The sequence below is a fragment of the Phycicoccus avicenniae genome, assembly GCF_050496545.1.
In the GTDB taxonomy this organism is placed as follows: domain Bacteria; phylum Actinomycetota; class Actinomycetes; order Actinomycetales; family Dermatophilaceae; genus Phycicoccus; species Phycicoccus avicenniae_A.
Genome location: NZ_JBNVZV010000023.1, coordinates 30,362 through 56,261, shown reverse-complemented (window position 1 = coordinate 56,261; position 25,900 = coordinate 30,362). Strand labels below are relative to the sequence as shown.

Sequence of the window (25,900 nt, the reverse complement as noted above, 5' to 3'; positions counted from 1 at the left end):
CGCCCGCCCGCCCCGGCCCACCGGCCCGTCCGCCGCCCAGGAGGCACCCATGCCCGCCACCCGTCCCGTCGCCTCCCGGCGCCGCGTGCGCCACTTACGTCGTCTCGTCCTCGGGGCCGTCGTCCTGTCCTGGGCCGCGCTGGCCGGCGCCCCGGCGCTGGCGGCGCCTGCGCCCGATGCCGTGCCCGCGGCCGCCGGCACCGCCTGGGTCCGGGCGGCGCACCTCGTCCCCGGCGTCGGGACGATGACGGTGCGGCTCGTGCCCTTCGCCGGCTCCTCGCTGGCGGACGCCCCCACCGGGGGAGTGCCCGAGGCGCAGGCCGAGGGCACCACGCGGGTCCTCGAGCCCACGGTCGGCTACGGCGGGATCGGCGACTACCGCCAGGTGCCGGCCGGGCTGTACGCGGTCACCATCCGCCCCGTCGGCTCCGGCACCGACGGGCCGCCGGTGCTGGCCGGGACCTTTCTCGCCAAGGCCGACACCGCGGTCACCCTCGCCGCGCTGGCGCACACGCCGACCCCCCGCATCGACGTCCTCACCGACGACCTCGACCGCCCGGGCGCCGGCACGGCCAGCGTGCGGCTGCTCCCGGCCGTCCCCGACGCGGCGTCGACCACCGTCGTCGCGGCGGACGGGCCCACCCTCGCCGATGCCGCGCCGTTCGGGGAGCCCACCTCCTACGCCGCCGTCCCCGCCGGGCGCTGGACGCTGCGGGTCTCCACCGCCGGCGGCGCGGAGTCCGCGACCCCGACCACCGCGCCCGTTGACGTCGCGAGCGGCGGGGTCTACACGGTCTTCGTGCTCGCCGACGGCAAGGGCGGCGTCGCGGTCAAGCCCGTGGTCGACGCCGTCGGGCTCGGCTCGGCACCGCGCGAGGGCGTCCAGACCGGTGGTGGTGGTGCGGCGGTGGCGCCGGCCGCCCCGGCCGTGACCGGGGGGCTGGCGCTCGCCGGCGCGGGCGCGACGCTCCTCCTCGCCGTCGGGCTGCGCCGGCGCCTGCGGCCGGTGCCGGTCACCGTTCGGTGACCCCCCGGGAGCGGGTGGTCGCGCTCGCGGCGTCCCTGGCCGTCGTCGGCGGGCTGGGGGTCGCCGGCGTCGCGGCGGCCGGTCGCGAACCGGCCCGCCTGCCCCCGCCACCGACCCGCAGCGCTCCGGCCCCGGCGGCCGCGGCGACGCCGTCGACCCCCGCACCGACGGCGACGACCCCGGACGTCCCGGACGCCCAGGTGGTCCGTGACGCCGGTCCCAACGACGCCTCGCTGCCCGTGCCCGCCACCGGCACCCAGGCTCCACGGGCGCAGCGGCCGGCCCGCCTGCGGATCCCGGCCATCGGCGTGGACACCCCGCTCGTGGACCTCGGCATCGCGAAGGACGGCACGATGCAGGTGCCGGCGGACTTCGCCCGGGCCGGATGGCTGACCGCCGCCCCGGCCCCCGGCCAGCGCGGGCCCGCCGTCATCGCCGGGCACGTCGACTCCCACCGCGGACCGGCGGTCTTCTTCCGCCTCCGCGAGCTCGTGCCCGGCGACGAGGTCCAGGTCGTGCGCCGCGACGGCGTCGTCGTCACCTTCACCGTCCGCGGCTCGCTGTCCTTCGCCAAGGACGCCTTCCCCACGGACCGGGTCTACGGCCCGGCACCCGGGCCGGTGCTGCGGCTCATCACCTGCAGCGGGGAGATCGACCCGGTGAGCGGCCACTACGTCGACAACACCGTCGTCTTCGCCTCCTGAGTGCGGGATTCGGCCGCGTCCGGACGGTGGTGGATGATGGGTGGCCGAGCCCACGGCCCCCGACGAAGGAACCCCGCGTGCCCCCTGCCGCCCCCGCCAGCGACTTCCGCCCGGTCATCCTCGGTGGAGACATCACGGCCTACACCCTCGTGCGCACCTTCCACGAGGCCTACGGCGTGCGCCCGCTCGTGGTCAACATGACCGACGGCGGCCCGATCGCCCTCTCGACCCTCTGCGAGCACGAGTACGTCGCCGGCTTCGAGGACCCCGGCACGTTCGTCGCGGCGCTGGAGCGGATCGGCCGCGAGCACGGGGGCGAGGGCCGCCCGCCGCTCCTGCTGGTGGCGGCCGGCGACTGGTACGTGCGGATGATCATCGAGCACAAGGACCGGCTCGGCGCCTGGTTCACGATCCCGTACATCGACCTCGACCTGCTCGACCGGATCGTCCGCAAGGACGTCTTCTACGGGATCCTCGACGAGGTCGGCGTGCCGTACCCCGCGACCGTCGTCGTCGACTGCTCGGGGGAGCACGACGAGGAGCGCGACCTGCCGTGGGAGTTCCCGGTCGTGGCCAAGCCGGCCGACAGCGCGCTGTACCACTACGCGTCGTTCGAGGGGAAGAAGAAGGTCTACGTCTGCGACACCGCCGACGAGCTCGCCGACACCCTGCGCCGGGTGCGCGCGAGCGACTACGACGGCAACTTCCTGCTCCAGGAGTTCGTCCCCGGCGACGACACGAACATGCGGGTGCTCACCTGCTACTCCGACCGTGACGGGACGGTCCGCTTCGGCTCGGTCGGCCACGTCCTCCTCGAGGAGCACCACCCGCTGGCCATCGGCAACCCGTGCGTCATCATCACGACCGAGATCGACGAGGTGGTCGAGCAGGCGAAGCGCTTCCTCGAGCACATCGGCTACGTCGGGTTCTCCAACTTCGACCTCAAGTACGACCGGCGCGACGGCACGTACAAGTTCTTCGAGATCAACGTCCGGCTGGGCCGCTCGAACTTCTACGTGACGGCCGGCGGCAACAACGTCTCCGAGTGGTACGTCCGCGACTGGGTGCGCCACGAGCCGATGGAGGGGCTGACGATCGCCCGCGGCGAGCACCTCTTCGCGTTCGTCCCGAAGTACGTCGTCAAGCACTACGTCCTCGACGAAGCGTTGCGGGACAAGGCGATCGGGCTGATGAAGGCCGGTCGGGCGAGCGACCCCAACGTGTACGGCCCCGACCTCACCCTCAAGCGCCGCGCGTACAACGCGGCGTACCACCTGAACCAGGTGCGCAAGTTCCGCGAGCACTTCACGGACCGTCGATGACGACCGCCGCCGCCCCCCAGGGCATCCTGGTGCACGGGGTGCCCGGTGGGGTGCTCGGCGGCCTCGGCCCGGCCGCGACCGTCCACTTCCTGCGCCGCGTCGTCGAGCTCACCGACGCCCACCGGGACCAGGACCACGTCGACCTCCTCGTCTGGCAGACCGGCTCGATCCCCGACCGCAGCGGGTACCTGCGCGGCGACAACGAGAGCCCCGAGCCGGCGCTCGTCGCGGCGGCGCAGGCGCTCGAGCGCGCGGGCGCGACGTTCGTCGCCATCCCCTGCAACACCGCGATCGTGTGGGTGGAGCAGATGCGCGCCGCGGTCGGCATCGAGGTCCTCGACACCGTCGACGAGACGGTCGCGGCCGCCCGGGAGGCCGTGCCCGGCCTCGCCCGGCTCGGCCTGCTGGCCACCGACGGCACGCTGTCGGCGGGCACCTACGCGGCGGCGGCGCAGCGGGCGGGAGTCGAGCTCGTCCTGCCCGACCCCGACGTGCAGCGCGAGACGATGTCGGTCATCTACGACGGGGTGAAGGCGGGGAACCCGGTGCCGCGCAGCCGCTTCGACGCGCTGGTGGAGCACCTGCGCGCCAAGGGTGCCGAGGCCGTGGCGCTCGGCTGCACCGAGCTCTCGGTCCTGCGGGGCGAGCTGGGTGTGCAGGACCCCACGGTCGTCGACTCCCTTGACGCCGTGGCCGTGGCGACCATCCGCCGCGCCGGCGGCCGCCTGCGCGTCTGAGCACTGCTCCTCAGGCGCGCCGACCCCGGCCGTGGCACGGTGGGGCGATGGTCCGTCCGCTGCGTCCCTACCTCGTCACCCTCGGTGTGCTCTGGGTGCTCCCGGCCGTCCTCGTCGGCGTCCTGTACCTGGTGCTGCCGCACGCCAACGCCGGCGGCCAGTGCGAGGGGATCGGGTTCGGGTGCACCACGAACCCCGCCGACACCGCGCTCCTGCTGGGGATCCTCGCCTCACCGTGGCTGTTCGCCGCGGGCCTGGTCGGCTGCGCGACCATCGCGGTCGTGCGGGGTGTCCGGGCCCGGCGCGAGGCGGACCGGGCCGCCGACGCACCCGCCGGAGCGGCACACCGGGGGTGATGCCCCTCCACCGCGGTCAGCACTCGGTGTCGAGCATCCCCGTCAGCGCGGTCTTCTCCTTGCTGTCGACCTCGAGGTCGTACTGGTACTTCACCTGGATCCACGAGCGGGCGTACTCGCAGCGCCAGCCGCTGGCCGGTGGCTGCCACTCGGCGGGGTCCTGGTCGGACTTGGAGCGGTTGCTCGACGCGGACACCGCGATGAGCTGCGGGATGGCGAGGTCGTTGGCGAACTGCTCGCGGCGGGCATCGGTCCAGAGGTTGGCCCCGGAACCCCACGCCTCGGCGAGCGGGACCATGTGGTCGATGTCGAGGTCCGAGCTGTTCGTGAAGGTGGTGTCGTCGTAGACGCTGCGCCACGTGCCCGAGGTGGCGCGGCAGGAGGAGTCGGTGCCGACGCCCGAGCCGTCGCGCTTGAGCACCGTCTCGCGGGTGTCGCAGCTGCCGCTGATGGTGATCCAGTGGGTGAACTCGGTGCGGTCGTAGCCGACGTTGTCCTCGTAGCCGACGTGCAGGCCGGCGAGCATCGTGCGGGAGTCCGTGACCGAGGGCGGCGCCGGCGGCAGCGCGTTCGCGGTCGTCGCGACGACGGGCGCGGCGGCCAGGGCCAGGCCGAGCGCGAGGCCGGTGCGGCGCATCGCGGCCCGGAGGCGGCCGGCCGGTCGGCGGGTGGACGGGGGCGGCGTGGTCGAGGTGCTCACGGGCGTCGAGCCTGCCCGCCGACCGGTCGGGCGTGGGCAAGGCCCGGGTGAGGAAGCCGTTCGGATCGGGTCAAGCCCGACCCAGGAACGTCAGGTGCGGGTCTTTCGCTCCGTGACCATCAGGGGGCGAGCTCGCGCAGCCGTGCGGCGACCGCCTCGGGCCGGGTGTCGGTGACCCAGCCCCCGGCGCCGCTCTCGGAGCCGGCGAGGTACTTCAGCCGGCCGGGCCCGCGCAGCACGGACATCACCTGGAGGAACAGGCGGGACACCTCGCGCCCGGTGCGGGCCGGCGCCTGGTGCCACGCGGCGATGTACGGCAGCGCCACGGGCTCGCCGCCGTCGGACACGTGGAACCGGTCGAGCCGGCCGAGCAGCTCGAGGTAGGTGGCGGCGAGGTCGTCGCGCTCGGCGTCGTCGAGGGCCACGAGGTCCGGCACGTCGCGGTGCGGCGCGAGGTGGACCTCCAGGGGCCAGCGGGCGGCGTACGGCACGTAGGCCGTCCAGTGCTCGGAGGTGAGGACCACGCGGGAGCCGTCGGCGCGCTCGGCGGCGAGCAGGTCGGCGCCGAGCAGCCGGCCGGTGCGCGCGTGGTGCTCGGTGGCCCGGGTAAGGATCTCGGCGGTGCGGGCCGGGACGTACGGGTACGCGTAGACCTGCCCGTGGGGGTGGTGCAGCGTCACCCCGATCTCCTGACCGCGGTTCTCGAAGCAGAAGACGTGCGCGACGTCGGGGTCGGCACCGAGCTCGGCGGTGCGGTCGGCCCAGACGTCGACGACGGTGCGCACCCGGTGCGGTGTGAGGGCGGCGAAGGTCGACTCGTGGTCGCTCGTGAAGCAGACGACCTCGGTGCGGCCCAGGGCCGGTGCGTGCAGGTAGCCCGGGGGCGCCTCGACGTTGTCGACGGCCACCGGCGCGTACGAGGGGAACCGGTTCTCGAAGACGACGACGTCGTAGTCGGCGTCCGGCACCTCCGACGGCACGCTGCCCCGGCCGGTGGGGCACAGCGGGCACTCGTCGCGGGGCGGGAGGAAGGTGCGGTGCATCCGGTGCCCGGCGACCGCGACCCAGTCGCCGGTGAGGGCGTCGTGCCGGATGTGGCCGGCCGCGGCGCGCTCGCCGAGGTCGCGGGTGTCGACGGCGGTGCGCGCCGGTGCGTCGGGGGTGTCGTCGAAGTAGATGATCTGGCGGCCGTCCGCCAGCCGGGCGACGGTGCGGCGGACCTCGCGGGTCGCCCTCACCCCGCCTCCTCCGAGCGCGGGCCGCGACCGCGGGCGGCGCGGGCGAGCACGAGGTGCTCGACCCCTTCCTCGAGCACCTGGCGGGCCCGTGTGGGGATGCCGGGGTCGGTGATGAGCGTGTCGACGTCGGCGAGGTCGAGGAAGGTCGAGAGGCCGACGATGCCGATCTTCGAGTGGTCGGCCAGCACGCACACCGAGCGGCTGGAGCGCACCAGCGCGCGGTTGGTCTCGGCCTCGACGAGGTTCGGCGTCGTGAGCCCGGCGGAGCGGTCGATGCCGTGCGCGCCGAGGAACAGGCGGTCGACGTGCAGCCCCTGGAGGGCCGAGACCGCGACCGGCCCGACGAGCGCGTCGGACGGGGTGCGCACACCGCCGGTCAGGACGACGACGGGCCGCACGGGGGAGTCGTGCAGGAGCTGGGCCACCGGCACCGAGTTCGTGACCACGGTGAGGTGCGGGACCTCGCGCACGGCGCGGGCCAGCTCGTAGGTCGTCGTGCCGGCGGAGATGCCGATGGTGGCGCCGGGCTGGACGAGCCGGGCCGCCTCGTGGGCGATGGCCTCCTTCTCGGCCGTCATCAGCGTGGACTTGGCGGTGAACCCCGGCTCGTCGGTGACCCGCGGGGCGACGGCCACCGCGCCGCCGTGGACGCGCTCGAGCAGGCCCTCGCCGTCGAGCCGCTCGATGTCGCGGCGGACCGTCATGTCGGAGACGCCGAGCTGCTCGACGAGCTCGGAGACGCGGGCGGCCCCGCGCTCCTCGACGATGGCGAGGATCTCTCCACGGCGCTGGCTCGCGAGCATCTCAGGCCTCCCGGATGACGGCCGCCGTGCGGGCGGCGACGGTGGTGGACGGCCCGACGTCGCGACCGGAGACGAGGTCGTGCCCCGCAACGGTGAGCGTGGTGTCCGTGTCGGTGTGGTTGAGGACGAAGAGCCACGAGCCGTCGGCCGAGGACCGGCGCACCACCTCGACGCCGGCCGGTGCCTCGGCGGCGGGGGCGACGCCGCCGGCCGCGACGACCTGCTCGACGAGCGCGCCCAGCGTGTCGTCGTCGGGCAGCGTCCCGAGGTACCAGGCCGCGCCCTCGCCGACCGGGCGGCGGGTGGCGGCGGGGCGCCCGGCGAGCGGGCCGTCGGCGTAGGTGTGGAGGACCTCGGCGTCGAGGGTGCGGGCGTCCTCGGACCAGACCGTGCCGGAGCCTCCGCCCTCGAGGGCCACCTGCTCGCCGACGCGCAGCGGGAAGAGCTCCTCGACGCGCACGCCGAGCAGCTCGCGGAAGGCGCCGGGGTAGCCGCCGAGGCGGACGTGGTCGTCCGGGTCGGAGATGCCGGAGAAGTACGTGACGAGGACCTGGGCCCCGGCCTCGGCCGCCGCCGCGACGGCCGAGGCCGCGTCGTCGGAGACGATGTAGAGCGTGGGGACGACGACGACGCGGTAGCGGGACAGGTCGGCGTCGGGGTGCACGACGTCGCAGGTGACGCCGCGGTCGCGCAGCAGCCGGTGCACGGCGTGCGCGGCCGTCGCGTAGTCGAGTGCTGCCGAGGGCATGCAGGGTCCGGCCACGGCCCACTGCGCCTCGAAGTCCCAGAGGATCGCGACGTCGGCCTCGACGCGGGAGCCGACGAGCTCGCCGAGCCGGCCGGCGACGGCGCCCAGCTCGCACACCTCGCGGAACCGGTCGGAGTCCTCGCCGGCGTGCGGCACGAGGGCGGAGTGGAACTTCTCGGAACCGGACCGCGACTGGCGCCACTGGAAGAACCCGAGGGTGTCGGCTCCGCGGGCGACGTGGGTCAGCGAGTCGAGGAGCGTGTCGCCGGGCAGCTTCGCCGGGTTGACCGGCTGCCAGTTGACCGCGCTCGTCGAGTGCTCCATGAGGATCCACGGGGCGCCGCCGGCCAGGCCGCGGGTGAGGTCGCCGTGGAAGGACAGCTCGGCGCGGGGGTGCTCGAGGGCGTCGACGACGTAGTGGTCGGTGCTCACGACGTCCTGGTGCGGCGCCCAGTCGTGGTAGTCGAGGAGCCGGAAGGTGCTCATCGTCATGAAGTTCGTCGTCACGCGGACGTCGGGGGAGTGGCGGCGGATGACCTCCTTCTCGGCGAGGAAGAAGTCGAGGAGGGTGTCGGACCCGAAGCGCGAGTAGTCGAGGACGTGGGTCGGGTTGTTGAACGTGGTGCTGAGCCGAGGCGGCAGCACGTCGTCCCAGTCGGAGTAGCGCTGGCTCCAGAAGGCGGTGCCCCAGGCGTGGTTCAGGGCGTCCGTCGTCGTGTACCGGCGCTCCAGCCAGCGCCGGAAGGTGGCCGCGCAGGTGTCGCAGTAGCAGGGCAGGTTGTGGCAGGCGTACTCGTTGCTGATGTGCCACATCGCCAGCGCGGGGTGGTCGTGGTAGCGGGCGGCCATCCGGTCCGTGAGGGCGAGGGCGAAGTCGCGGTAGAGCGGGGAGGACGGGCACCAGGCCTGGCGGCTGCCCGGCCAGAGCGTGCGGCCCTCGCGGTCGACCGGGAGGATCTCGGGGTAGGCGGCGCTCAGCCACGGCGGCGGCGTGGCGGTGGCGGTCGCGAGGTCGACGGCGATGCCGTGGCGGTGCATGAGGTCCATGACCTCGTCGAGCCAGCCGAACTCGTACTCGCCCTTGGTCGGCTCGAGCCAGGACCAGGAGAAGACGCCCAGGGTGACGAAGGAGACGCCGGCGTCGGCCATCAGCCGCACGTCCTCGTCCCACACCTCGCGGGGCCACTGCTCCGGGTTGTAGTCACCGCCGAAGGCGATGCGGTCGTCGGGCCATTGACGCATGGCCGACAGTGTGGGACCCGCCGCCACCAGATGTCAACAGTTTCCAACATCGGGGCCGAGGGCGGCGAAGGCGCGCCATCCGGTCCGCGAAAGGGCTCAGCGACACCGGATCGTGACGTCCAACCGTGAACAGACCCCTTGACACGGCGGCAGGGGGTGGACACACTCGGTCGGCATTGGATGTTCGTTTCTGATCGAAGTTGTCAGAAGCGCCATACGTCAAAGGAGACACCCATGGCACGCCCCGTCCCGCGCGACCCCCGCCTCGCGAGCACCCTCCCCGCGTCCGTCAGCGCCCTCGGTCGCCGGTCCCTGCTGCGCGGTGCGCTCGGCGTGGGTGCCCTGGGCGCCTCCGGGCTCCTCACCGCCTGCGGTGACGACGGCGGCTCGGGTGGCGGCGCCTCCGCCAAGGCCGGCAACGTGAAGTTCGGCATCAACGAGGCCAAGGGCTCCGGGCCGGCCAACGAGCGGCTCCAGGCCATGGCCGACGCGTACGCGAAGAAGGCCGGCGTCACCGTCTCGGTCAACGCGGTCGACCACAACACCTTCCAGGAGAGCATCACCACCTACCTCCAGGGCAGCCCGGACGACGTGTTCACGTGGTTCGCCGGCTACCGCATGGCCCAGTTCGCCGAGGGTGGGCAGATCGCCGACGTCAGCGACGTGTGGCCGCTCGACGGCATCGGCGACGCCTTCAAGAAGGCCTCCACCGCGGCCGACGGCAAGCAGTACTTCGTGCCGGTCAGCTACTACCCGTGGGCGGTCTTCCACCGGAAGTCGGTCTTCGAGAAGAACGGCTGGACCCAGCCGACGACGATGGACGAGCTCACCGAGCTGATGAAGGACATGCAGGGCAAGAAGATGACGCCCTTCGCCTTCGCGGCCAAGGACGCCTGGGCGCCGATGGGCACCTTCGACATCCTCAACATGCGGCTCAACGGCTACGACTTCCACATGGCCCTCACCAAGGGCGAGAAGACCTGGGACAGCCCCGAGGTGAAGAACGTGTTCTCCACCTGGAAGACGCTGCTGCCCTACCACCAGGAGAACTCGCTCGGCCGCACCTGGCAGGAGGCCGCGACCTCGATGGCCAAGGGCGAGTGCGGGATGTACCTCCTCGGCACGTTCGTCGTCGACGGTGTGCCGACCGAGGCCCAGGAGGACCTCGACTTCTTCACCTTCCCCGCGCTCGACCAGAGCATCGGCGCCGACGCCCTCGACGCCCCGATCGACGGCTTCTGCGTCGCCTCGGGCGCCTCGGACGAGGAGGCCGGCAAGGCCTTCATCAAGTGGCTGGCCAGCGCCGAGGCGGCCGACGCGGCGAACAACACCGCCACCGCGCCGTTCATCGCCGCCAACACCGCCGCGAGCACCGCGAAGTACGGCGAGCTGCAGAAGAAGTCGGTCGAGGTCGTCCAGAACGCCAAGTCCATCGCGCAGTTCCTCGACCGCGACACCAACGCCGACCTCGCGAACACGGTGATCACGGCCTCGCTCCAGGAGTTCATCAAGAAGCCGGACTCGATCGACGCGATCACCACCTCCATCCAGCAGCAGGCCAAGTCCATCCTCGGCTGAGGCCGGGACCGGGAGCCACCCATGTCAGCGACGACGTCCGTCCGACGCGCACGACGAACCAGACCCCGTGTCGAGAAGCGGCGCGGGCCACGGGACCGGCTGGTCATCGGCCTGATGATCGCCATCCCCACCGTCCTGGTGGTCTGGCTGGTGTGGCTCCCGGCCCTGGGCTCGGTGCTGCTGTCCTTCACGAAGTGGAACGGCTTCAAGTTCAGCGCGATCCAGTGGGTCGGCACCCAGAACTACGTCGACATCACCACGATCTACCCGCCGTTCTGGCCGGCCATCCAGCACAACCTGATCTGGCTGGTGTTCCTCTTCGTCTTCCCGACCATCCTCGGCATCCTGCTGGCCGTCGTCCTCGACCGCGAGATGTGGGGGAGCCGGTTCTACCAGACCGCGTTCTACCTGCCCGTCGTGCTGTCCCTGGCGCTCGTCGGCTTCATCTGGCAGCTCTTCTACTCGACCGACCAGGGCCTCATCAACGAGGTCTTCGGGTCCAAGGTCGACTGGTACGGCAACCCCGACGTCAACCTGTGGGCCGTGCTCGTGGCCACCGCGTGGCGGCACACCGGCTACATCATGCTCATCTACCTGGCGGGCCTGAAGGGCATCGACGCCTCGCTGCGCGAGGCGGCGGCGGTCGACGGCGCCAGCGAGGTCAAGACGTTCTTCCACGTCATCTTCCCCGTGATGCGCCCGATCAACATGATCGTCCTCGTCATCGTCGTCATCGAGTCGCTGCGCGCGTTCGACCTCGTGTGGATCGTCAACAAGGGCCGCAACGGGCTCGAGCTCATCTCGGCCCTGGTGTCCCAGAACGTCATCGGTGAGGCGACGCGGTACGGGTTCGGATCGGCCCTCGCCGTCATCATGATGGTCATCTCGTCCGTGTTCATCGCGATCTACCTACGCATCGTCTTCCGGGAGGAGCGCCGATGACCACCGCGACCGCACCCACCGCCGTCCCCGCGACGACGAAGAGCCCCCTGAGCGGCAGTGGGGGAGGGGTCATCAACCGCCGGCGCGGCCGCATCGCGACGGGCATCATGCTCGTGCTCGCGATCGTGTGGCTCTTCCCCCTCCTCTGGGCGCTCTACAACTCGTTCCGCGAGTACTCGTACACGCAGACCAACGGGTACCTGTCCTTCGGAGGGTGGACGCTCGACAACTACAAGGACGCCTGGAGCCGCGGCAACTTCGGTCTGCACCTGAAGAACTCGCTGCTCATCACCATCCCGGCCGTCGCGCTGACGCTCTTCCTGTCCTCGCTCGTGGCCTTCGTCCTGGCCCGGTTCTCGTACCGGTTCAACCTCACCCTGCTCGGCATCTTCCTCGCGGCGAACCTCCTGCCGCCGCAGGCCCTGCTCATCCCGGTGTTCCGGATGTTCAAGGAGATCCCGCTGCCGGAGTTCATGAGCTCCTCGGGCACGATGCTCAATAGCTTCTGGGCGCTGATCCTCGTGAACACCGCCTTCCAGCTGGGCTTCTGCACCTTCGTGCTCAGCAACTACATGAAGACGCTGCCGCACGAGATCTACGAGTCCGCCGAGCTCGACGGCGCGAGCGTGTGGCGCCAGTACTGGCAGCTGACCATGCCGCTCGTCCGGCCGGCCCTCGCGGCCCTCGCCACGCTCCAGGTCACCTGGATCTACAACGAGTTCTTCTGGGCGACGGTGCTCCTGTCGCGGGGTGACAAGTACCCGGTGACCAGCGCGCTGAACAACCTTCGCGGACAGTTCTTCTCGGACACCAACCTCGTGGCCGCCGGGTCGATCATCGTCGCGCTGCCGGTGCTCGTCGTGTTCTTCGCGCTGCAGAAGCAGTTCGTCTCCGGCCTGACCCTCGGGTCGACCAAGGGATGACGTCCACCACCACCGTCCTGCGCGGCGGCGGCACCGCCGTCGTGCTCCACCAGGAGGGGGCCGGGCTCCCGGCCGTCCTCCACTGGGGTGCCGAGCTCTCGGACGCCGACGTCGCCGACCTGGTGGCGATCGGCCCGGGACCGGTGCCGCACAACGCCCTCGACGACCCGTGGGAGCTGACGACGCTCCCGACGCCGGCCGACGGATGGCTGGGCACGCCGGGTGTCGTCGTGCACCGGGGCGGTGGGAGCGCCGCCCCACGGTGGACCGCGACGGTGTCGGGTGGCGGCGGCGAGGTACGGGTGGAGGCCGTCGCCGGGTCGGTGGACGTCCGGCTCGAGCAGCGGTGGTCGCTGGACGACCACGGAGTCCTCACCGTGTCCTCGACGCTCACGTCCACCGCGGCCGAGGGTGCGGCGCCGCTCGACGTCGGGGCGCTCCGCGTCCTCCTGCCGCTGCCGGCCCGGGCCGACGAGGTCCTCGACCTCTCCGGGCGATGGCTGCGCGAGCGGACCCCGCAGCGTCATCCCCTCGCCGACGGCGCGCTCGTGCGCACCTCACGGCGCGGCCGGACGGGCCACGACTCGACGCTGCTCCTCACCGCCGGGACGGGTGGCTTCGGCTTCCGGCACGGCGAGGTGTGGACCGTGCACGTCGCCTGGAGCGGCAACCACGAGCACCTCGTCGAGCGGCTGCCCGAGGGTGCCGGCCGGCACGCGGCCGTCATCGGGGGTGGCGAGGCGCTCGCCCCCGGTGAGGTGCGGCTGGGGCCGGGCGAGTCGTACGAGGCGCCGGACCTCGTGGCCTCGTGGTCGCCCGAGGGGCTCGACGGCCTGACCCACCGCCTGGTCCGCCACCAGCGCGCCGGGGCCGACCCCCGCACCACGCGCCCGCGGCCGCTCGTGCTCAACACGTGGGAGGCCGTGTACTTCGAGTCCGACCTCGACCACCTGCGCGAGCTCGCCGACACCGCGGCGTCCATCGGGGTCGAGCGGTTCGTCCTCGACGACGGCTGGTTCGGGGCGCGCCGCGACGACACCCGCGGCCTCGGCGACTGGCAGGTCTCGCGCGAGGTGTGGCCCGACGGCCTCGGGCCCCTCGTCGAGCACGTGACCGGGCTCGGGATGCAGTTCGGGCTGTGGTTCGAACCGGAGATGGTCAACCTCGACTCCGACCTCGTCCGTGCCCATCCGGACTGGGTGCTCGGGCCGGTGGCCGGCCCCACCCCGCCGTCGCGCCATCAGCACGTCCTCGACCTCGCGAACCCGGCCGCGTTCGCGCACGTCCTCGAGGCGATGAGCTCGCTCGTCACCGAGTACGGCATCGCCTTCGTCAAGTGGGACCACAACCGCGACCTCCACGAGGCCGTGCGCACCGACGACTCCGGCACCGACCGACCGGCCGTCCACGAGCAGACGCGCGCCACCTACCGGCTGATGAACGAGCTGCGCCGGCGCCACCCCGACCTCGAGATCGAGTCGTGCTCGAGCGGCGGCGCCCGCGTCGACCTCGGCGTCCTCGCTCGCACCGACCGCGTGTGGACCTCGGACTGCAACGACGCGCTCGAGCGGGTCGGCATCCAGCGCTGGACCGGGCTGCTCGTCGGTCCCGAGCGGATGGGTACGCACATCGGGCCGCCGCGCGCGCACTCCACCCACCGCGACCTCGACCTGTCGCTGCGGATGCTCGTCGCGCTCGGCGGGCACGCCGGCCTGGAGTGGGACGTCACGACCTGCTCGCCCGAGGACCTGGACGCGTTGCGGGCGTGGGCATCGCTCTACAAGGAGCTGCGGCCGCTGCTGCACTCCGGCGACGTCGTGCGCTCGGACCATCCGGACCCGGCGCTCGTCGTCGGCGGGGTCGTGGCGCCGGACCGGTCCGAGGCGGTGCTCACCGTCGTCCAGGTCGCGACGACGCGGGGCGTGACGCCGGGTCGGCTCCCGCTGCCGGGACTCGACCCGGACGCCCGCTACCTCGTCCGCGTCCGCCGGGAGGCCGGGCTGCCCGAGACCGTGCAGACCGCGCCCGCGCCGTGGTTCGGCGCGGCGCTCGAGGAGGGGGTCGAGGTGTCCGGGCGCGTGCTCGGCGAGGTCGGTATCCCGCTGCCGGTCCTCGCTCCCGCGCAGGGCTTCCTGCTCCACCTCACCCGCCGCTGACGACCATCCGCGTCGTTACGGTGATGACGCGGAAAGTCGGCTCCTGACGCGGATACAACCCCGTCCTGCGCGAGTTTCCCCGCCGTCACCGGGACGGTGGGAAGCCAGTGCTCGACAACGCGACCCTTCACCGTTCGCGGCAGTAGCGCGGGGGATCGGTTCTGTCAGCAGCTCTCCTGGACAGCGAGCATCCTGCCCGATCTTCGTCCCTGAACTCGGCCAGGTCGAAGGTACTCGTCGCTGGCCCATGACCTTGGAGGAACTGCTCAATCCGGGTGAACAGCGCTTGGCGCTCCGCCCCGGAGACCTCCTTCGGATGCATGCCGTAGCAGTGGAGGACCCGGACTTCGGGTCGAGCCATGATGCGCCTGGCGCGCTTGGGTTCGAGTCGGTCACCACGCATGTGCCAGCTCACACACCGATTGAATCGCTGTGTCCGCGGCATGAGCGGAAGATTCAGCAGGACTCCTCAATCACGATGAGCACGTTGTGGCTGCTGCTGCGGAAGTCAGCCACAACGAAGTCAGCAAAGGGCTGCGCACGACCGTCGTAGAAATCCTGAAGCGCGTCCAGCACCTCGGTTGCTTCGGTCGCCGGGAGCTCCAGAGGCTCAGTCCCATACACGTGAAGCACCCGGATGTTGGGTCTCCGCAGCAACCGCCGAACCTCGCGTTCGCCGATCGGGCCGCCCCGCATTCGCCACTCCGTACCGTCGTCGCTCACCCACGAATGATCAGCTACCGGAGACGGCCATTGCTCACTCCAGTCGGGGCCGACGGATACGTTCCTCACCACGCGGCCAGTATCACGGCCGTCGCCGGATGGCGTTCTTGATTAGCGGCAAGAGCGGGCGAGCTACTTGCGCAGTCTGCGCCCCTCCCACGCGTCGAAGGCATTGCGGATGGCTAGGCCTGCGGACAGCGCAAGCTCCCGGCCCGCGTAGAACACCCAGATAGCGGCGAAGATCAGCCCGAGAACGGCTATCGCAAGCCCGAGCGGGGCCGGGAACGCGGGGACGAAGGTCAGGATGCCCCACAGCGCGGCGACGGAGACGCCCGCTGCCCAAGAGGCCCACCTCGCCCAGCCCGGCTCCTTGCGCAGCTCCCACGGCACTTGCGACGCGGCGGCCCGTCTCTGCTGGGCGCCGACGCTGGGGCGGCACACGTCGTTGACGGACCGTGTCCCGGCGCTCTCCTCGTGCGCGCAGGAGGCGCACGCAGCGGGTTGGTGCGCAGCCATGGGATGTCCGCAGCGCTGGCACAGCTCTCCCCGCATGGCACCGATTGTGGCACCCGCACCGTCCGGACTCGAGGGCTTTCCCGTCTCGCGCCGGGCCCCTGCCTTGTCCCGCTCGCTGAGCGTCATCAACAGACGACTCAGGCTGGCGGAGCGATCGACTCCGCGTGGAAGTAGGCGACGACCCTACGGCCTTCTGTGATGACCATGACATCCCCCGCGCGAACGAGGTAGGGCGCGTCATTGGGGACCACTAGCCAGCCGGCAGCCGCCGCGGAGCGCCAAGCTGTTCGGTCTTCGGCGCGGAGAACCACAGACGCGAGGCCGGTATCGGCAGTCGCTGGTGGCACGTATCCGGTCGCTGCGTAGTCCTGGCCACTCGGCGTAGCAGGGGGCCCTGAGTCCCGACCTCCTTGCTCGCGAGTCAGCCACACCACGTATCCGCGGAACGGGAGGGGGCCTTCGATTCGCACGGGCTGACTCTGCCTCACGTCCAGCCCGCGCGTACCTGCTCGCGGCGTTTGCGGATCACGGGTTCAGTCGCGATGCAGGTTTACCAGGAGTGGATCCGTGCCGCCGTTTGGCTTCAACGCAGCTCGGACTGCCTGTTTCCAGTCGTCCCAGCGGGCCGGGTCCGACCGCAGGTACTGCTGAAACAGCACAAGGCCGCTATCGGGGCTGGACTCCAGTGCGACGTACATGTCCGTCATGACGAAGGCGGCTCGATACGCCTCGTCCAGCGTCAAGGTCTCAGGTAAGGGCGAGTCGTCGGCCACTCGAGGATGCTCCCAGTTCCGTGCTCGACCATCACGCACATTCGGCAACTGCGACGACTCCCGGTCACAGAAGCTTGCCGCATACCGGCCAGGGCTGTGCACCTCGCTGCGAGTACAGGATCTTCGCGCGCTTCAGCTGCTCCGCCGGCGACGGCAACCCCGTGCCACCCACTGAGTGATACGACGACACGTCGAACTGGCATGACCTGTCACAGCTACATGGCAGCGCGGGCGGTGTCGGTTCACGCGCACAGGGGCATGAGCGGTAATCCGGAGCCGCGTTGCTGTGGCACGCGACCGTCTCTCGACGGCAGCATGTCCGGCATGCAGGTCAACGTGGTGCGCGTCGCCGACTCCCTTGTCGAGTGCGACTCGCCGGCGGGACGGCTAGTCGGTATTTGGCGTAGCGGCACGTTGCCCGTGGTGGGCCAAGTTCATGACGTCGAGCTCGATCTGCTCGGGCGCCTCGAGTGGGGCAGCCACGTCGACCTCGACGATCGCATTGAAGGTATCCATGGCTCCGATGTTGTCGGACGTGTCGAGGGCGTCGACGGAGAGTGCGTGACCATACGGGTCGCTGGGGCTGTCGTCCTCCTTGGCGTCCTAGGAGACCCCCCACTTGCAGTCGTTGGCAAACGAGTGGCCGTCACCCCAGCAGGTCTTGCGCTGTATCCCACGGGCGTCTGATCAACGCACCAAAGGCGGCATGTCCGTGCGTTTCACTCCAACGGCACGGGCAGGGTTTCAGCGATTCGTTCGACCAAGTCCAGCAACGAACGAGCGCCGCCTGAGACGAGCCGCTCCAGCTCTCCGCATGCTTGATCCAAGGCGTCGGCTGCCAGCATGCCGCCAAGGTCCTCGCCGGCCCTCCAACGATCAAGCTCGGGAGCAACGGTGAGGCAGCGTGCGAGTGTTGCTGCACGCTCGGAGGCTTCGATCAGCGCGCGTTTCGTCGCATCCCACTCAGCGTCGTCCATTTCGCCAGCGTACGGACGTCGCATGTCCAGTCCGCGGGGTGAGCAGATGGGTGAGGTCGGCCGGCCCGAATCGCACCCAGGGGTCCCGGCCCCTCACCGTGCCTTCGACCTCACCTCGGACGCTAGCGGTGCCGCTTGTCAACAGCGAGCGAAAAAGGCAGCAGACGATCAAACGGCTCAAGCACCTCGCGGCATAAGCGCACGGTTGGCCCCGAATTCGTGAGGGTTAGGGGCCGCTTCAGGTGTAATGCGTAGGTGGCGACGTTGCCTCCGGAAGATCAGCCTGACGTTCTGAGGATCGGACCGATTGCGGTCCCAATCATCGAGGACGACGATCCGCGCTACCTCGAAGATCAAGCGGCATGGTCGAGCGCCAGGCGAGCTGCGCAGGCTCTGCATACGTGGGACGAGTTGGAAGGCGGGACTCGGCACGCAGACTGGCGAGTTCGCTGCGAAGCGATAGTGCGGTTGGCTGCTCGGTGGCCCGACCACCCGGGGACGCTGTCGCGACTCCTGGCGCTGGCTTCCGCCGACGCCCAGCCTGAAGTGAGGGGCACAGCCGTCATGCGGCTCGTCGACTTCCCGACGCGCGCCGTTCAGTCCAGCCTCGAAGTCGCGGCTTTCGACACGGATCCCGATGTTCGGTGGTCAGCCAACTACGCACTTCACCAGCATGGGTTGCCGTTCGACGAGTACTGGACCGACGGATGAGGTGCGTTCGCATCGGCGCACCACCCAGCGGATTGCGGCGGTTCCGGAAGTTCCGCGTCTTCAACGGGATGACGCGGAAGTCGGCTGGTGACTGAGATGCAACCCCGCCATCTGCCACCTTCCCGTCATCTCTGGGATGACGCGGAAGTTCCCGCTCATCGGCATGAGCGATGGTTCGACGGTCAGGCGGCGGGGGTGCCCCACCAGTCGTGGTCGAAGGGGAGTTCGTCCCACCACTGGTCGAGGTCGTCGTCGTGCTCGGTGTCGGGTGATGGCGGGTGAGTGTTCGGTCGGGGTGGGGGGAGGGCGGCGAGGGCGCGGTCGTAGGAGCCGTGGGTGAGGTCCCAGATGACGTGGCGGCCGCGTTCGTCGGGTTGGTTTCGGACTTCGGCCCAGAGTCGGCGGCGGTGGACGGTGGTGTGGTGGCGCTGGCAGAGCAGGGCGCCGTTGGTGACGTCGGTGGGTCCGCCGTCGGCCCAGTGCTGGACGTGGTGGGCGCGGGTCCAGGCGGCGGGGGCGGTGCAGCCGGGGTAGGTGCAGCGCCGGTCGCGCAGCCAGAGGTGGTGGCGCTGCGGGGTCGTGAACCGGCGCACGGCCGCGCCGAGGGCCAGGGGTGCCCCGGTGAGGTCGAGCAGGTGCGGGACGAGCGTGGCATCGCAGGCCAGGCGCCGCACGGTCTCGGGTGCCAGCAGGGTGCCGCCGGCGGTGGAGGCCAGGACCTGTCCGGCGCCGGTGGTGGGCTGGAGGTCGGTCAGGGTCATCGTGAGGTGCAGCGTGGCCGGCGACCCGGCCTTGGTCCCGGCCGCGACGCCACTGGCGGTCGAGCAGACCTCGGTGAGGGCTTCGACGCGGCGCTGCCCGGCCGGGCGCAGGTCCTTCTCGCCGGTCTCCTCGTTGGGGCGGGGCGCCGACAGTGGCCCGATCGCGGCTTCGAGGGTGGCGGCCTGCTCCGGGGTCATCCACAGCTGGTACTCCGTCAGGTCCCCGGACTCCACGTGTGGCATCGACAGGCGGGCCGAGGACTCCAACCGGGCCTGTAGGTCGTCCAGGGCGCCGTGGTGGCCGAAGTCGGCGAGCAGCCGCGGTCGTAGCCTCCGCATCGTGGACGTCCCGTGCTCGGCCGCCAGCTCGACCAGGCCGGTGGCCACGGTCGGGAGGGCCTGGTCCTGGAGCAGCGGCGTCAGGCGGGTGACCTCCCGCAGCACCGTGCACCCGGTCCCGGCCTCCAGGGCGCCCTCGCGCACCGCATCCCAGACGATCCCGAGCGGGCTGTCCTCGTCCGGGACCGCACCGCCACCGGTCAAGGCCGACCCGCACGCCGAGACGTCCACGGCGATCCGCGCCACCGACGCCGCGCCGCCCTGCCGCAGCGACGGCGCGTGCTGCCGCAGCCACGCCTGGACCTCGGACCCGGCCACCTCCCCCCGCCGGGTCGCCTCCACCGCGAGCGCGACCCGCGCCGCCGAGGCCAACGCCGCCAACCGGTCGGCCACCGCGAGCAGCTCGCCCAGCTCCGCCCCCGACGCGGCGGTCAGCACCTCACCGAACCCGGTCAACGCGTCCCCGGCAGCCTCCATCACGGAGCGACGCTCCGCGAGTTCGGCTGTCCCCGTTGACATGTGACCATCATCCCACCCACCACTGACAGCGCCCCGGGCCCGAGAGCTCGCCTGTGGACGGAGGCCGGGTAGGACCACACCTGTGGATGACCGAGCAGCCCGCGCCGGCCTCCGGCTGGCTAGGGTGAGGCGATGAGCAGCCCCCCGCCCGCAGCCGTCGTGGCTGGCGAACTCGGTCCTCCACCAGATCTACCCGCAGACCTTCGCGGACTCGAACGGTGACGGCATCGGCGATCTCGCCGGCGCACAGCAGCACCTCGACCACCTCGAGTGGCTCGGGGTCGACGCCGTCTGGTTCAGCCCGCTGTTCGCCTCGCCGTTCGCCGACGCGGGCTACGACGTCAGCGACTACCTCAGCGTCGCCCCCCGGTACGGCACCAACGACGACCTCGCGGCCTTCGTCGACGCCGCGCGCAGCCGCGGCATCCGGGTGCTCCTCGACCTCGTGGCCGGCCACACCAGCGACCAGCACCCGTGGTTCCGCGAATGGGCCGACGACCCGAACGACCACCGGTACATCGGCAACGCGAAGGTCGGCCACCCCGCGGGCATCTGGTGCCCCGTCCCCGGCCGCCGAGGCGGCTACTACCAGCTGAACTTCTACCCCTGCCAGCCGGCGCTCAACTTCGGCTACGCCCGCCCGAACGACGCCGAGCCGTGGCGCGACGCCGTCGACGCCGAGGGGCCGCGGGCCAACCGCCAGGCCCTGCGCGACGTCATGGCGCACTGGTTCGACCTCGGCGTCAGCGGGTTCCGCGTCGACATGGCCGGCTCGCTCGTCAAGGACGACCCCGGCAAGGTCGAGACCGGCCGGCTCTGGGGCGAGATGCGCGACTGGCTCGACACCGAGCACCCCGACAAGGTGCTGTTCTCCGAGTGGGGCGACCCCGCCGTCGCCGTCCCGGCCGGCTTCCACGTCGACTTCTTCCTCCAGTTCGACAGGCCGGCTCTGCGATCGCTGTGGCACACCGGGATCGGCACGCACGACCCCAACTGGTCCGACACGGGTCGCTACTTCTTCGACCCCGAGGGCAGCGGCGGCGTCGACACCTTCCTGCGCGAGTGGCGGGCCGCAGTCGAGGCCATCGGCGTCGACGGCGGACACACCGCCCTCCCCACGGCCAACCACGACTACGCGCGCCTCGTCAACAGCCCGCGCACCGCGCAGCAGGCGCGTGCGGCGTTCGCGCTCGTCGCCACCTGGCCGAGCCTGCCGACGATCTACTACGGCGACGAGATCGGGATGCGCTACGTCGAGGGCCTCCCCGACACCGAGGGCAGCATCCTCTCGCCCACGAACAACCGAACCGGTTCTCGCACACCGATGCAGTGGGAGCCCGGCCCCGGCGCCGGCTTCTCCACCGTGCCCGAGGAGGACTTCTACCTCCCCCTCGACCCCTCGCCCGACCGCCCCGACGTCGCCACCCAGCGGGCCGACGAGAGCTCCCTGCTCCACCTCGTGCGGCGGCTGCTCGCGCTCCGGCACGCGACGCCGGCCCTCCAGCCGGGCGGAAGCCTCGAGGTCCTCACCGAGGACTACCCCTTCGCCTACGTGCGCGGCGGCACCCATCTCGTCGTCCTCAACCCCCGCCGCGAGCCGGCCGCCACCGACCTCCCCGAGGGCTGGGACGACGCGCGCTCCCTCGAGGTCGAGGGCGTGCACCTCGCCGACGGTCGCGCCGAGGCATCCGGCTTCGCCTACGGGGTCTTCGAGCGCGCCTGAGCCCCAGCGGTGTCGGGACCGCGCGGGATGCTGGTCGGCATGGAAGCCACCGAGCACCCCGTCCGCCAGCTGCGCGTCGTCGTCGAGGCCGAGGACCACGACACGGCGGTGCACTTCTTCCGCGACGTCCTCGGGATGCCCGAGCTCGCCGCCTTCGCCGAGGGCGGCGACGACCGCGTCGCCATCCTCGATGCCGGCCGCGCGACCCTCGAGCTCGCGAGCCCGGCTCACAAGCGGGCCATCGACGCCGTGGAGGCCGATGGTGCCGTCAGTCCCCACATCCGCCTCGCCTTCGAGGTCGACGACTCCGCCGCCGCCACCGACCGGCTCGAGGCGGCCGGCGCCCACGTCGTCGCCCGGCCGGTGATGACGCCGTGGCGCTCGCTCAACGCCCGGCTCGACGCCCCGGCCGGGCTCCAGATCACCCTGTTCCAGGAGACCGAGACCGCCGAGGAGCGCACCGCCCGCCTGGGGTTCGGCACCGACGCGGGCCGCGACCGACCCACCGGCGGTTGACGCCGCCGGACCCGGGGTAGGGCCCCGGCGGCAGGTCACCGCTCCGCGCCCGGCGGAGGCGGTGCGGGCCTGCCGGGACGGTGGGCGAGCGTGGGCACGGTGTGGCGGGCCGAGGAGTGGGCCGACGACGCCGTCGTCCTGCCCGCGGAGCAGCCGACCCCCGAGCAGGTCCTCGCCGGTGCCGACCGGTTCGCCCCCGTGGCCGCCGGCCTGCGCGCCGACCCCTGGCGCTACCTCGCCGTCCTCGCCACGCTCGGCAGCCTCGACCTGACGGCCGCCCGCGCCCTGGAGCCCCACCTCGACGCGGTCGCGATCCTCGCGCAGGCGGGCGACCCCGACCTCTCGGCGGTCGGCGTGGACGCCACGAGCACGTTCGGTGTCTACGCCGCCCGCGCCCCCGGCACCGGGCTCGTCGCCAGCCGGGGTCGGGAAGGCCTCGACCGCCTCGACGGGACGAAGGCGTGGTGCTCGCTCGCGACCGTCGTCAGCCACGCCCTCGTGACGACGACGCGGGAGGGGCGCGAGACGATGCACGCCGTCGGCCTCCACCGCCCCGGCGTCGCGCACGCCACGTCGTCCTGGGTCTCCCGCGGCCTCGCCGCGGTCACCACCGGCTCGCTCGCGATGGACGACGTGCCGGCGGTCCCCGTCGGCGACGCCGACTGGTACCTCGAGCGGCCCGGGTTCGCCTGGGGCGGCATCGGCGTGGCCGCCGTCTGGTTCGGTGCGGCCGCTGCGCTGGCCGGCGCCCTGCGCGATGCCGCCGAGCGGCGCCCGCCGGACCAGGTCGCCCTGCTCCACCTCGGGACCGTCGACCACCTCCTGCACGGCGCCCTGCTCTCGCTGCGGGCCGCGGCCGACGACATCGCTGCCGGTCGGGCCGACGGGCCTGCCGGGGCGGTGCTCGCCGCCCGCACCCGCGCCGTCGTCACGCGCGCCGCGGAGGAGGTCCTCACCATCGTCGGCCACGCCCTCGGGCCCGCCCCGCTGACCCACGACGAGGAGCACGCGCGCCGCGTCGCCGACCTCACGGTCTACCTGCGTCAGCACCACGCAGAGCGCGACCTCGCCGCCCTCGGCGCCCTGCTGCTCGAGGACCGCTGATGGACGAGCCGTCCGACCCGTCGTTCCTCCACACGGACCCCGGCACGCCCGAGCACGTCTGGCTCGCCGACCCCGGATGGTGGCGGATGCCCCTCGTCGACGTCGATGCGCTCACGGGCCGGTTCGACGAGCTGCTCGTGCTCGCCGCCCACCCGGACGACGAGTCGCTGGCCGTCGGCGGCCTCGTCGCCGCCGCGCACCGCGGCGGGCTGCCGGTCCGGGTGGTCGTCGCCACCGACGGGGAGGGATCGCACCCGGGGGCGAGCGCCTGGCAGCCGGACGCGCTGGCCGCCGTCCGACGCCGGGAGGTGGCCGCGGCCGTCGAGGCCCTCGCACCGGGCGCCGTCGTCGAGCACCTCCACCTCCCCGACGGCGGTCTCGCCGACCACCTCGAGGAGCTCGGTGCCGCCGTCGCCGCGAGGCTCCGGCCCACGACGCTCGTCCTCGCGCCCTGGACCGCTGACGGCCATCCCGACCACGACGCCCTCGGGCAGGTGGCCGCCGACGCCGTCGCGACGGCCGGCGCGACGGTCGCGCACTACCCGCTCTGGTTGTGGCACTGGGGCGCTCCCGCCGACCTGCACGCCGACGTCACCCGCCCGGGCGCCGCCGTCCCGCACGTCGTCGAGCTCGCCCTCGACGACCTGCACCGCAAGACGGAGGCGCTGGCCCGGCACCCCTCGCAGACGCTCCCGCTCGGCCCGCTGCCCGGCGACGGTCCGGTCGTCACCGATGCGGTGCTCCGGCGGGCGCGGCGGCCGGTCGAGGTGCTCCTCGCCCGCCCCGGCACCCTCCCGGTGCGCTCGGCCCGACCGGTCGGCGTCGTCGCCGAACCCTTCGACGCGATGTACGCCGAGGGCGAGCACGACCCCTGGGGCTTCGAGGGCTCGTTCTCCGAGCGACGCAAGCGCGTCCTCACCACCGCTGTCCTCCGCCGCCCGAGGTACCGGAGGATCGTCGAGGTGGGTTGTGCCACAGGTATTTTGACGCGCGAGCTGGCGTCCCGTGCCGACGAGGTCGTCGCCCTCGACGTCAGCGGGGAGGCCCTCGCCGTCGCCCGGCGCGACGCCCCGCCGACCGTCCGGTGGGTGCACGGCGCCGCCCCGCGCGACGTGCCCGAGGGGGAGGCCGACCTCGTCGTCTTCTCGGAGGTCGGCTACTTCCTCACGCCAACCGAGCTGCTCGAGACCCTGCGACGCGTGCGGAGGAGCCTCGCCCCCGGCGGCGAGGTGGTGCTCGTGCACTGGCGGCACCCGACGGAGGGGGTGCCGCTCGACGGCCCGACCGTGCACGACGTCGCCCTGGCGGCGCTCGCGGACCTCGGGCACCGCACCCACCACGAGGACGCCGACGTCCTCGTCGACGTGCTCGGCGGTCCGGAGTCGGTCGCCGCCGTGGAGGGGCGGCGGTGAGGCTGCGGCACGTCGTCGTCGCGGTGCCCGCCCGCGACGAGGAACAGCTCCTGGGCCGCTGCCTCGCGAGCCTGGACACCGCCCGGGCCGCCCTGGCATCGGTCCGCCCGGACCTCGCCGTGCACGTCGTCGTCGTCCTCGACCGGTGCGTCGACGGGTCGGCCGCCGTGGCCCGGGCTGCCGCGGTCGAGGTGGTCACCGGGGACCTCGGCTCGGTGGGCGCCGCCCGGAACATCGGGGTGGGCGTGGGCACGCGGGCCGCGCTGGCGGCCGGTGTCCCTCCCCAGGCCACGTGGGTGGCCACGACCGACGCCGACACCGTCGTCCCCGGCGACTGGCTCGTGCAGCACGTCGCCCTCGCCGAGACCGGGGTCGATCTCGTCGTCGGCACCGTGGTGCCGGACGAGTCGGTCGACCCGCGCGTCCTCGTGGCCTGGCGGGCCCGCCACGAGCTGGGCGAGGGCCATCGGCACGTCCACGGCGCCAACCTCGGCATCCGCGCCGACGCCTACGCATCCGTCGGCGGCTTCGCCCCCGTCCCGCTCCACGAGGACGTCGCCCTCGTCGAGGCGGTGCGGGCGAGCGGCCGGCCCTGGGTGGCCACCGACCGCGCCCGGGTCCGTACCTCGGCGCGCACCGTCGGGCGCGCTCGCGGGGGTTTCGCGAGCCACCTGGCCGCCCTGGCGGCCGTAGGTGTCCCGAGGGCCGCGGGCGGGTAGGTCGTCCCCGGCCGCCCGGGACCCCGGCGACGGCTCCGTGCGCCCGGACCCGCGGGCGCCGGCGACCGGCGGGAGAGCGCGATGACGGCATGGAGCACGGCGGTGCGGGCGACCCACCTCACGACCAACGCGGCGTGGTTCGGCGGCTCGCTGATGGGTGCCGTGGGCCTCAACCCGGCGGCGGCCGAAGGTGATGACGAGCGGCAGCGGGCCGACATCGCCGACGAGGGGTGGACCCGCTGGGGCCCGGTGCAGGGGGCGGCCGTCGCCCTCCACCTCCTGAGCGGCGTCGCGATCCTCGCCGACAACCGCCGCCGCGTGGCGCACCACCGCCCGACGACCGTCGCGGTCGTCCTCAAGACCGCGCTGACCGGGGTGGCGGTCGCCGCGGGCGCCGAGGCCTACCGCGTCGGGGCGGCCTACGGGGACGCGCGCGAGCAGGCCGACCACGACGAGGACGCCCGCCGCCGCGCCAGGGCGCTCGGCGAGCGCCTCCGCCTGCTCCAGTGGGCCACCCCGGTGACGACGGCAGGCCTGCTGGTCCTCGACGCCTACCTCGGTGAGCAGCAGCGGGGCCTCGCCGGCCTCCTCGACCGCCCGTCCACCGCGCCCGGTCGCTGACCCCGGCGCC

26 protein-coding genes are annotated in these 25,900 nt (G+C 72.6%); 17 read left to right on the top strand and 9 right to left on the bottom strand.

Annotation, left to right across the window (positions count from 1 at the left end):
- The first annotated feature begins 49 nt into the window (after positions 1-49).
- From ACQZ2A_RS16905 to ACQZ2A_RS16885, 5 genes are all read left to right on the top strand, one after another.
- Complete coding sequence (locus ACQZ2A_RS16905) at positions 50-1,027, top strand: DUF4397 domain-containing protein (RefSeq protein ID WP_430213475.1); 978 nt, start codon at positions 50-52, stop codon at positions 1,025-1,027.
- Positions 1,024-1,731, top strand: a complete 708-nt coding sequence (locus ACQZ2A_RS16900; protein WP_430213473.1) for a class F sortase — start codon at positions 1,024-1,026, stop codon at positions 1,729-1,731. The genes ACQZ2A_RS16905 and ACQZ2A_RS16900 overlap by 4 nt, the downstream gene beginning before the upstream one ends.
- Before the next feature lie 77 nt (positions 1,732-1,808).
- A complete protein-coding gene (locus ACQZ2A_RS16895) occupies positions 1,809-3,053 on the top strand; it encodes a carboxylate--amine ligase (RefSeq protein ID WP_430213471.1) in 1,245 nt (414 codons plus the stop codon).
- Entirely contained in the window at positions 3,050-3,790 is a 741-nt protein-coding gene (locus ACQZ2A_RS16890; RefSeq protein WP_430213469.1) for an aspartate/glutamate racemase family protein, read from the top strand. The genes ACQZ2A_RS16895 and ACQZ2A_RS16890 overlap by 4 nt, the downstream gene beginning before the upstream one ends.
- Positions 3,791-3,837: 47 nt before the next feature.
- Positions 3,838-4,146, top strand: coding sequence for a hypothetical protein (locus tag ACQZ2A_RS16885; protein ID WP_430213468.1), 309 nt, complete (start codon positions 3,838-3,840; stop codon positions 4,144-4,146).
- A gap of 16 nt (positions 4,147-4,162) precedes the next feature.
- Here ACQZ2A_RS16885 and ACQZ2A_RS16880 read toward each other — a convergent pair whose 3' ends face one another.
- From ACQZ2A_RS16880 to ACQZ2A_RS16865, 4 genes are all read right to left on the bottom strand, one after another.
- Positions 4,163-4,846: an HNH endonuclease family protein gene (locus ACQZ2A_RS16880; RefSeq protein WP_430213466.1), complete on the bottom strand. Its 684-nt coding sequence runs from the start codon at positions 4,844-4,846 to the stop codon at positions 4,163-4,165.
- 119 nt (positions 4,847-4,965) lie between these two features.
- The gene (galT, locus tag ACQZ2A_RS16875; protein ID WP_430213465.1) at positions 4,966-6,084 is read right to left on the bottom strand and encodes a galactose-1-phosphate uridylyltransferase; all 1,119 of its coding nucleotides are present in this window, start codon (positions 6,082-6,084) and stop codon (positions 4,966-4,968) included.
- Positions 6,081-6,887 carry a DeoR/GlpR family DNA-binding transcription regulator gene (locus ACQZ2A_RS16870; protein WP_430213463.1) on the bottom strand — a complete coding sequence of 269 codons (807 nt, stop codon included), beginning with the start codon at positions 6,885-6,887 and terminating at the stop codon, positions 6,081-6,083. The genes galT and ACQZ2A_RS16870 overlap by 4 nt, the downstream gene beginning before the upstream one ends.
- Before the next feature lies 1 nt (position 6,888).
- The gene (locus ACQZ2A_RS16865; protein ID WP_430213461.1) at positions 6,889-8,877 is read right to left on the bottom strand and encodes a beta-galactosidase; all 1,989 of its coding nucleotides are present in this window, start codon (positions 8,875-8,877) and stop codon (positions 6,889-6,891) included.
- A 234-nt stretch (positions 8,878-9,111) separates the two neighbouring features.
- Between ACQZ2A_RS16865 and ACQZ2A_RS16860 the strand changes: the two genes are divergently transcribed.
- From ACQZ2A_RS16860 to ACQZ2A_RS16845, 4 genes are all read left to right on the top strand, one after another.
- A complete protein-coding gene (locus ACQZ2A_RS16860) occupies positions 9,112-10,455 on the top strand; it encodes an ABC transporter substrate-binding protein (RefSeq protein WP_430213459.1) in 1,344 nt (447 codons plus the stop codon).
- Between the two features lie 114 nt (positions 10,456-10,569).
- A complete protein-coding gene (locus tag ACQZ2A_RS16855) occupies positions 10,570-11,397 on the top strand; it encodes a carbohydrate ABC transporter permease (RefSeq protein ID WP_430213457.1) in 828 nt (275 codons plus the stop codon).
- The gene (locus ACQZ2A_RS16850) at positions 11,394-12,320 is read left to right on the top strand and encodes a carbohydrate ABC transporter permease (RefSeq protein ID WP_430213456.1); all 927 of its coding nucleotides are present in this window, start codon (positions 11,394-11,396) and stop codon (positions 12,318-12,320) included. The genes ACQZ2A_RS16855 and ACQZ2A_RS16850 overlap by 4 nt, the downstream gene beginning before the upstream one ends.
- Positions 12,317-14,476: an alpha-galactosidase gene (locus tag ACQZ2A_RS16845; protein WP_430213454.1), complete on the top strand. Its 2,160-nt coding sequence runs from the start codon at positions 12,317-12,319 to the stop codon at positions 14,474-14,476. The genes ACQZ2A_RS16850 and ACQZ2A_RS16845 overlap by 4 nt, the downstream gene beginning before the upstream one ends.
- A gap of 456 nt (positions 14,477-14,932) precedes the next feature.
- On the opposite strand, the gene ACQZ2A_RS16840 is transcribed toward ACQZ2A_RS16845, so the two are convergent.
- From ACQZ2A_RS16840 to ACQZ2A_RS16830, 3 genes are all read right to left on the bottom strand, one after another.
- Positions 14,933-15,199: a hypothetical protein gene (locus ACQZ2A_RS16840; RefSeq protein WP_430213453.1), complete on the bottom strand. Its 267-nt coding sequence runs from the start codon at positions 15,197-15,199 to the stop codon at positions 14,933-14,935.
- Between the two features lie 132 nt (positions 15,200-15,331).
- Positions 15,332-15,751: a hypothetical protein gene (locus ACQZ2A_RS16835; protein ID WP_430213451.1), complete on the bottom strand. Its 420-nt coding sequence runs from the start codon at positions 15,749-15,751 to the stop codon at positions 15,332-15,334.
- Between the two features lie 497 nt (positions 15,752-16,248).
- On the bottom strand, positions 16,249-16,488 hold the full coding sequence (locus tag ACQZ2A_RS16830; protein WP_430213449.1) for a hypothetical protein: 240 nt from the start codon (positions 16,486-16,488) through the stop codon (positions 16,249-16,251).
- 324 nt (positions 16,489-16,812) lie between these two features.
- On the opposite strand from ACQZ2A_RS16830, the gene ACQZ2A_RS16825 reads away from it, so the two are divergent.
- Positions 16,813-17,175 carry a hypothetical protein gene (locus ACQZ2A_RS16825; protein WP_430213447.1) on the top strand — a complete coding sequence of 121 codons (363 nt, stop codon included), beginning with the start codon at positions 16,813-16,815 and terminating at the stop codon, positions 17,173-17,175.
- A 32-nt stretch (positions 17,176-17,207) separates the two neighbouring features.
- Here the strand turns inward: ACQZ2A_RS16825 and ACQZ2A_RS16820 are convergent, their stop codons facing one another.
- A complete protein-coding gene (locus ACQZ2A_RS16820) occupies positions 17,208-17,465 on the bottom strand; it encodes a hypothetical protein (protein WP_430213446.1) in 258 nt (85 codons plus the stop codon).
- 255 nt (positions 17,466-17,720) lie between these two features.
- On the opposite strand from ACQZ2A_RS16820, the gene ACQZ2A_RS16815 reads away from it, so the two are divergent.
- Positions 17,721-18,176, top strand: coding sequence for a HEAT repeat domain-containing protein (locus ACQZ2A_RS16815; RefSeq protein ID WP_430213444.1), 456 nt, complete (start codon positions 17,721-17,723; stop codon positions 18,174-18,176).
- A 182-nt stretch (positions 18,177-18,358) separates the two neighbouring features.
- Here ACQZ2A_RS16815 and ACQZ2A_RS16810 read toward each other — a convergent pair whose 3' ends face one another.
- A complete protein-coding gene (locus ACQZ2A_RS16810; protein ID WP_430213509.1) occupies positions 18,359-19,753 on the bottom strand; it encodes a DUF222 domain-containing protein in 1,395 nt (464 codons plus the stop codon).
- Positions 19,754-19,958: 205 nt separating this feature from the next.
- Between ACQZ2A_RS16810 and ACQZ2A_RS16805 the strand changes: the two genes are divergently transcribed.
- From ACQZ2A_RS16805 to ACQZ2A_RS16780, 6 genes are all read left to right on the top strand, one after another.
- Entirely contained in the window at positions 19,959-21,518 is a 1,560-nt protein-coding gene (locus tag ACQZ2A_RS16805; RefSeq protein WP_430213507.1) for an alpha-amylase family glycosyl hydrolase, read from the top strand.
- Positions 21,519-21,557: 39 nt separating this feature from the next.
- Positions 21,558-22,034, top strand: coding sequence for a VOC family protein (locus ACQZ2A_RS16800; protein ID WP_430213443.1), 477 nt, complete (start codon positions 21,558-21,560; stop codon positions 22,032-22,034).
- Positions 22,035-22,124: 90 nt separating this feature from the next.
- Positions 22,125-23,138, top strand: a complete 1,014-nt coding sequence (locus ACQZ2A_RS16795; protein ID WP_430213442.1) for an acyl-CoA dehydrogenase — start codon at positions 22,125-22,127, stop codon at positions 23,136-23,138.
- Complete coding sequence (locus ACQZ2A_RS16790; RefSeq protein ID WP_430213441.1) at positions 23,138-24,550, top strand: PIG-L family deacetylase; 1,413 nt, start codon at positions 23,138-23,140, stop codon at positions 24,548-24,550. Before ACQZ2A_RS16795 ends, ACQZ2A_RS16790 begins: the two co-directional genes overlap by 1 nt.
- The gene (locus tag ACQZ2A_RS16785; protein ID WP_430213440.1) at positions 24,547-25,269 is read left to right on the top strand and encodes a glycosyltransferase; all 723 of its coding nucleotides are present in this window, start codon (positions 24,547-24,549) and stop codon (positions 25,267-25,269) included. Before ACQZ2A_RS16790 ends, ACQZ2A_RS16785 begins: the two co-directional genes overlap by 4 nt.
- Positions 25,270-25,350: 81 nt before the next feature.
- Positions 25,351-25,890: a hypothetical protein gene (locus ACQZ2A_RS16780; protein ID WP_430213439.1), complete on the top strand. Its 540-nt coding sequence runs from the start codon at positions 25,351-25,353 to the stop codon at positions 25,888-25,890.
- The last annotated feature ends 10 nt before the right edge of the window (positions 25,891-25,900 follow it).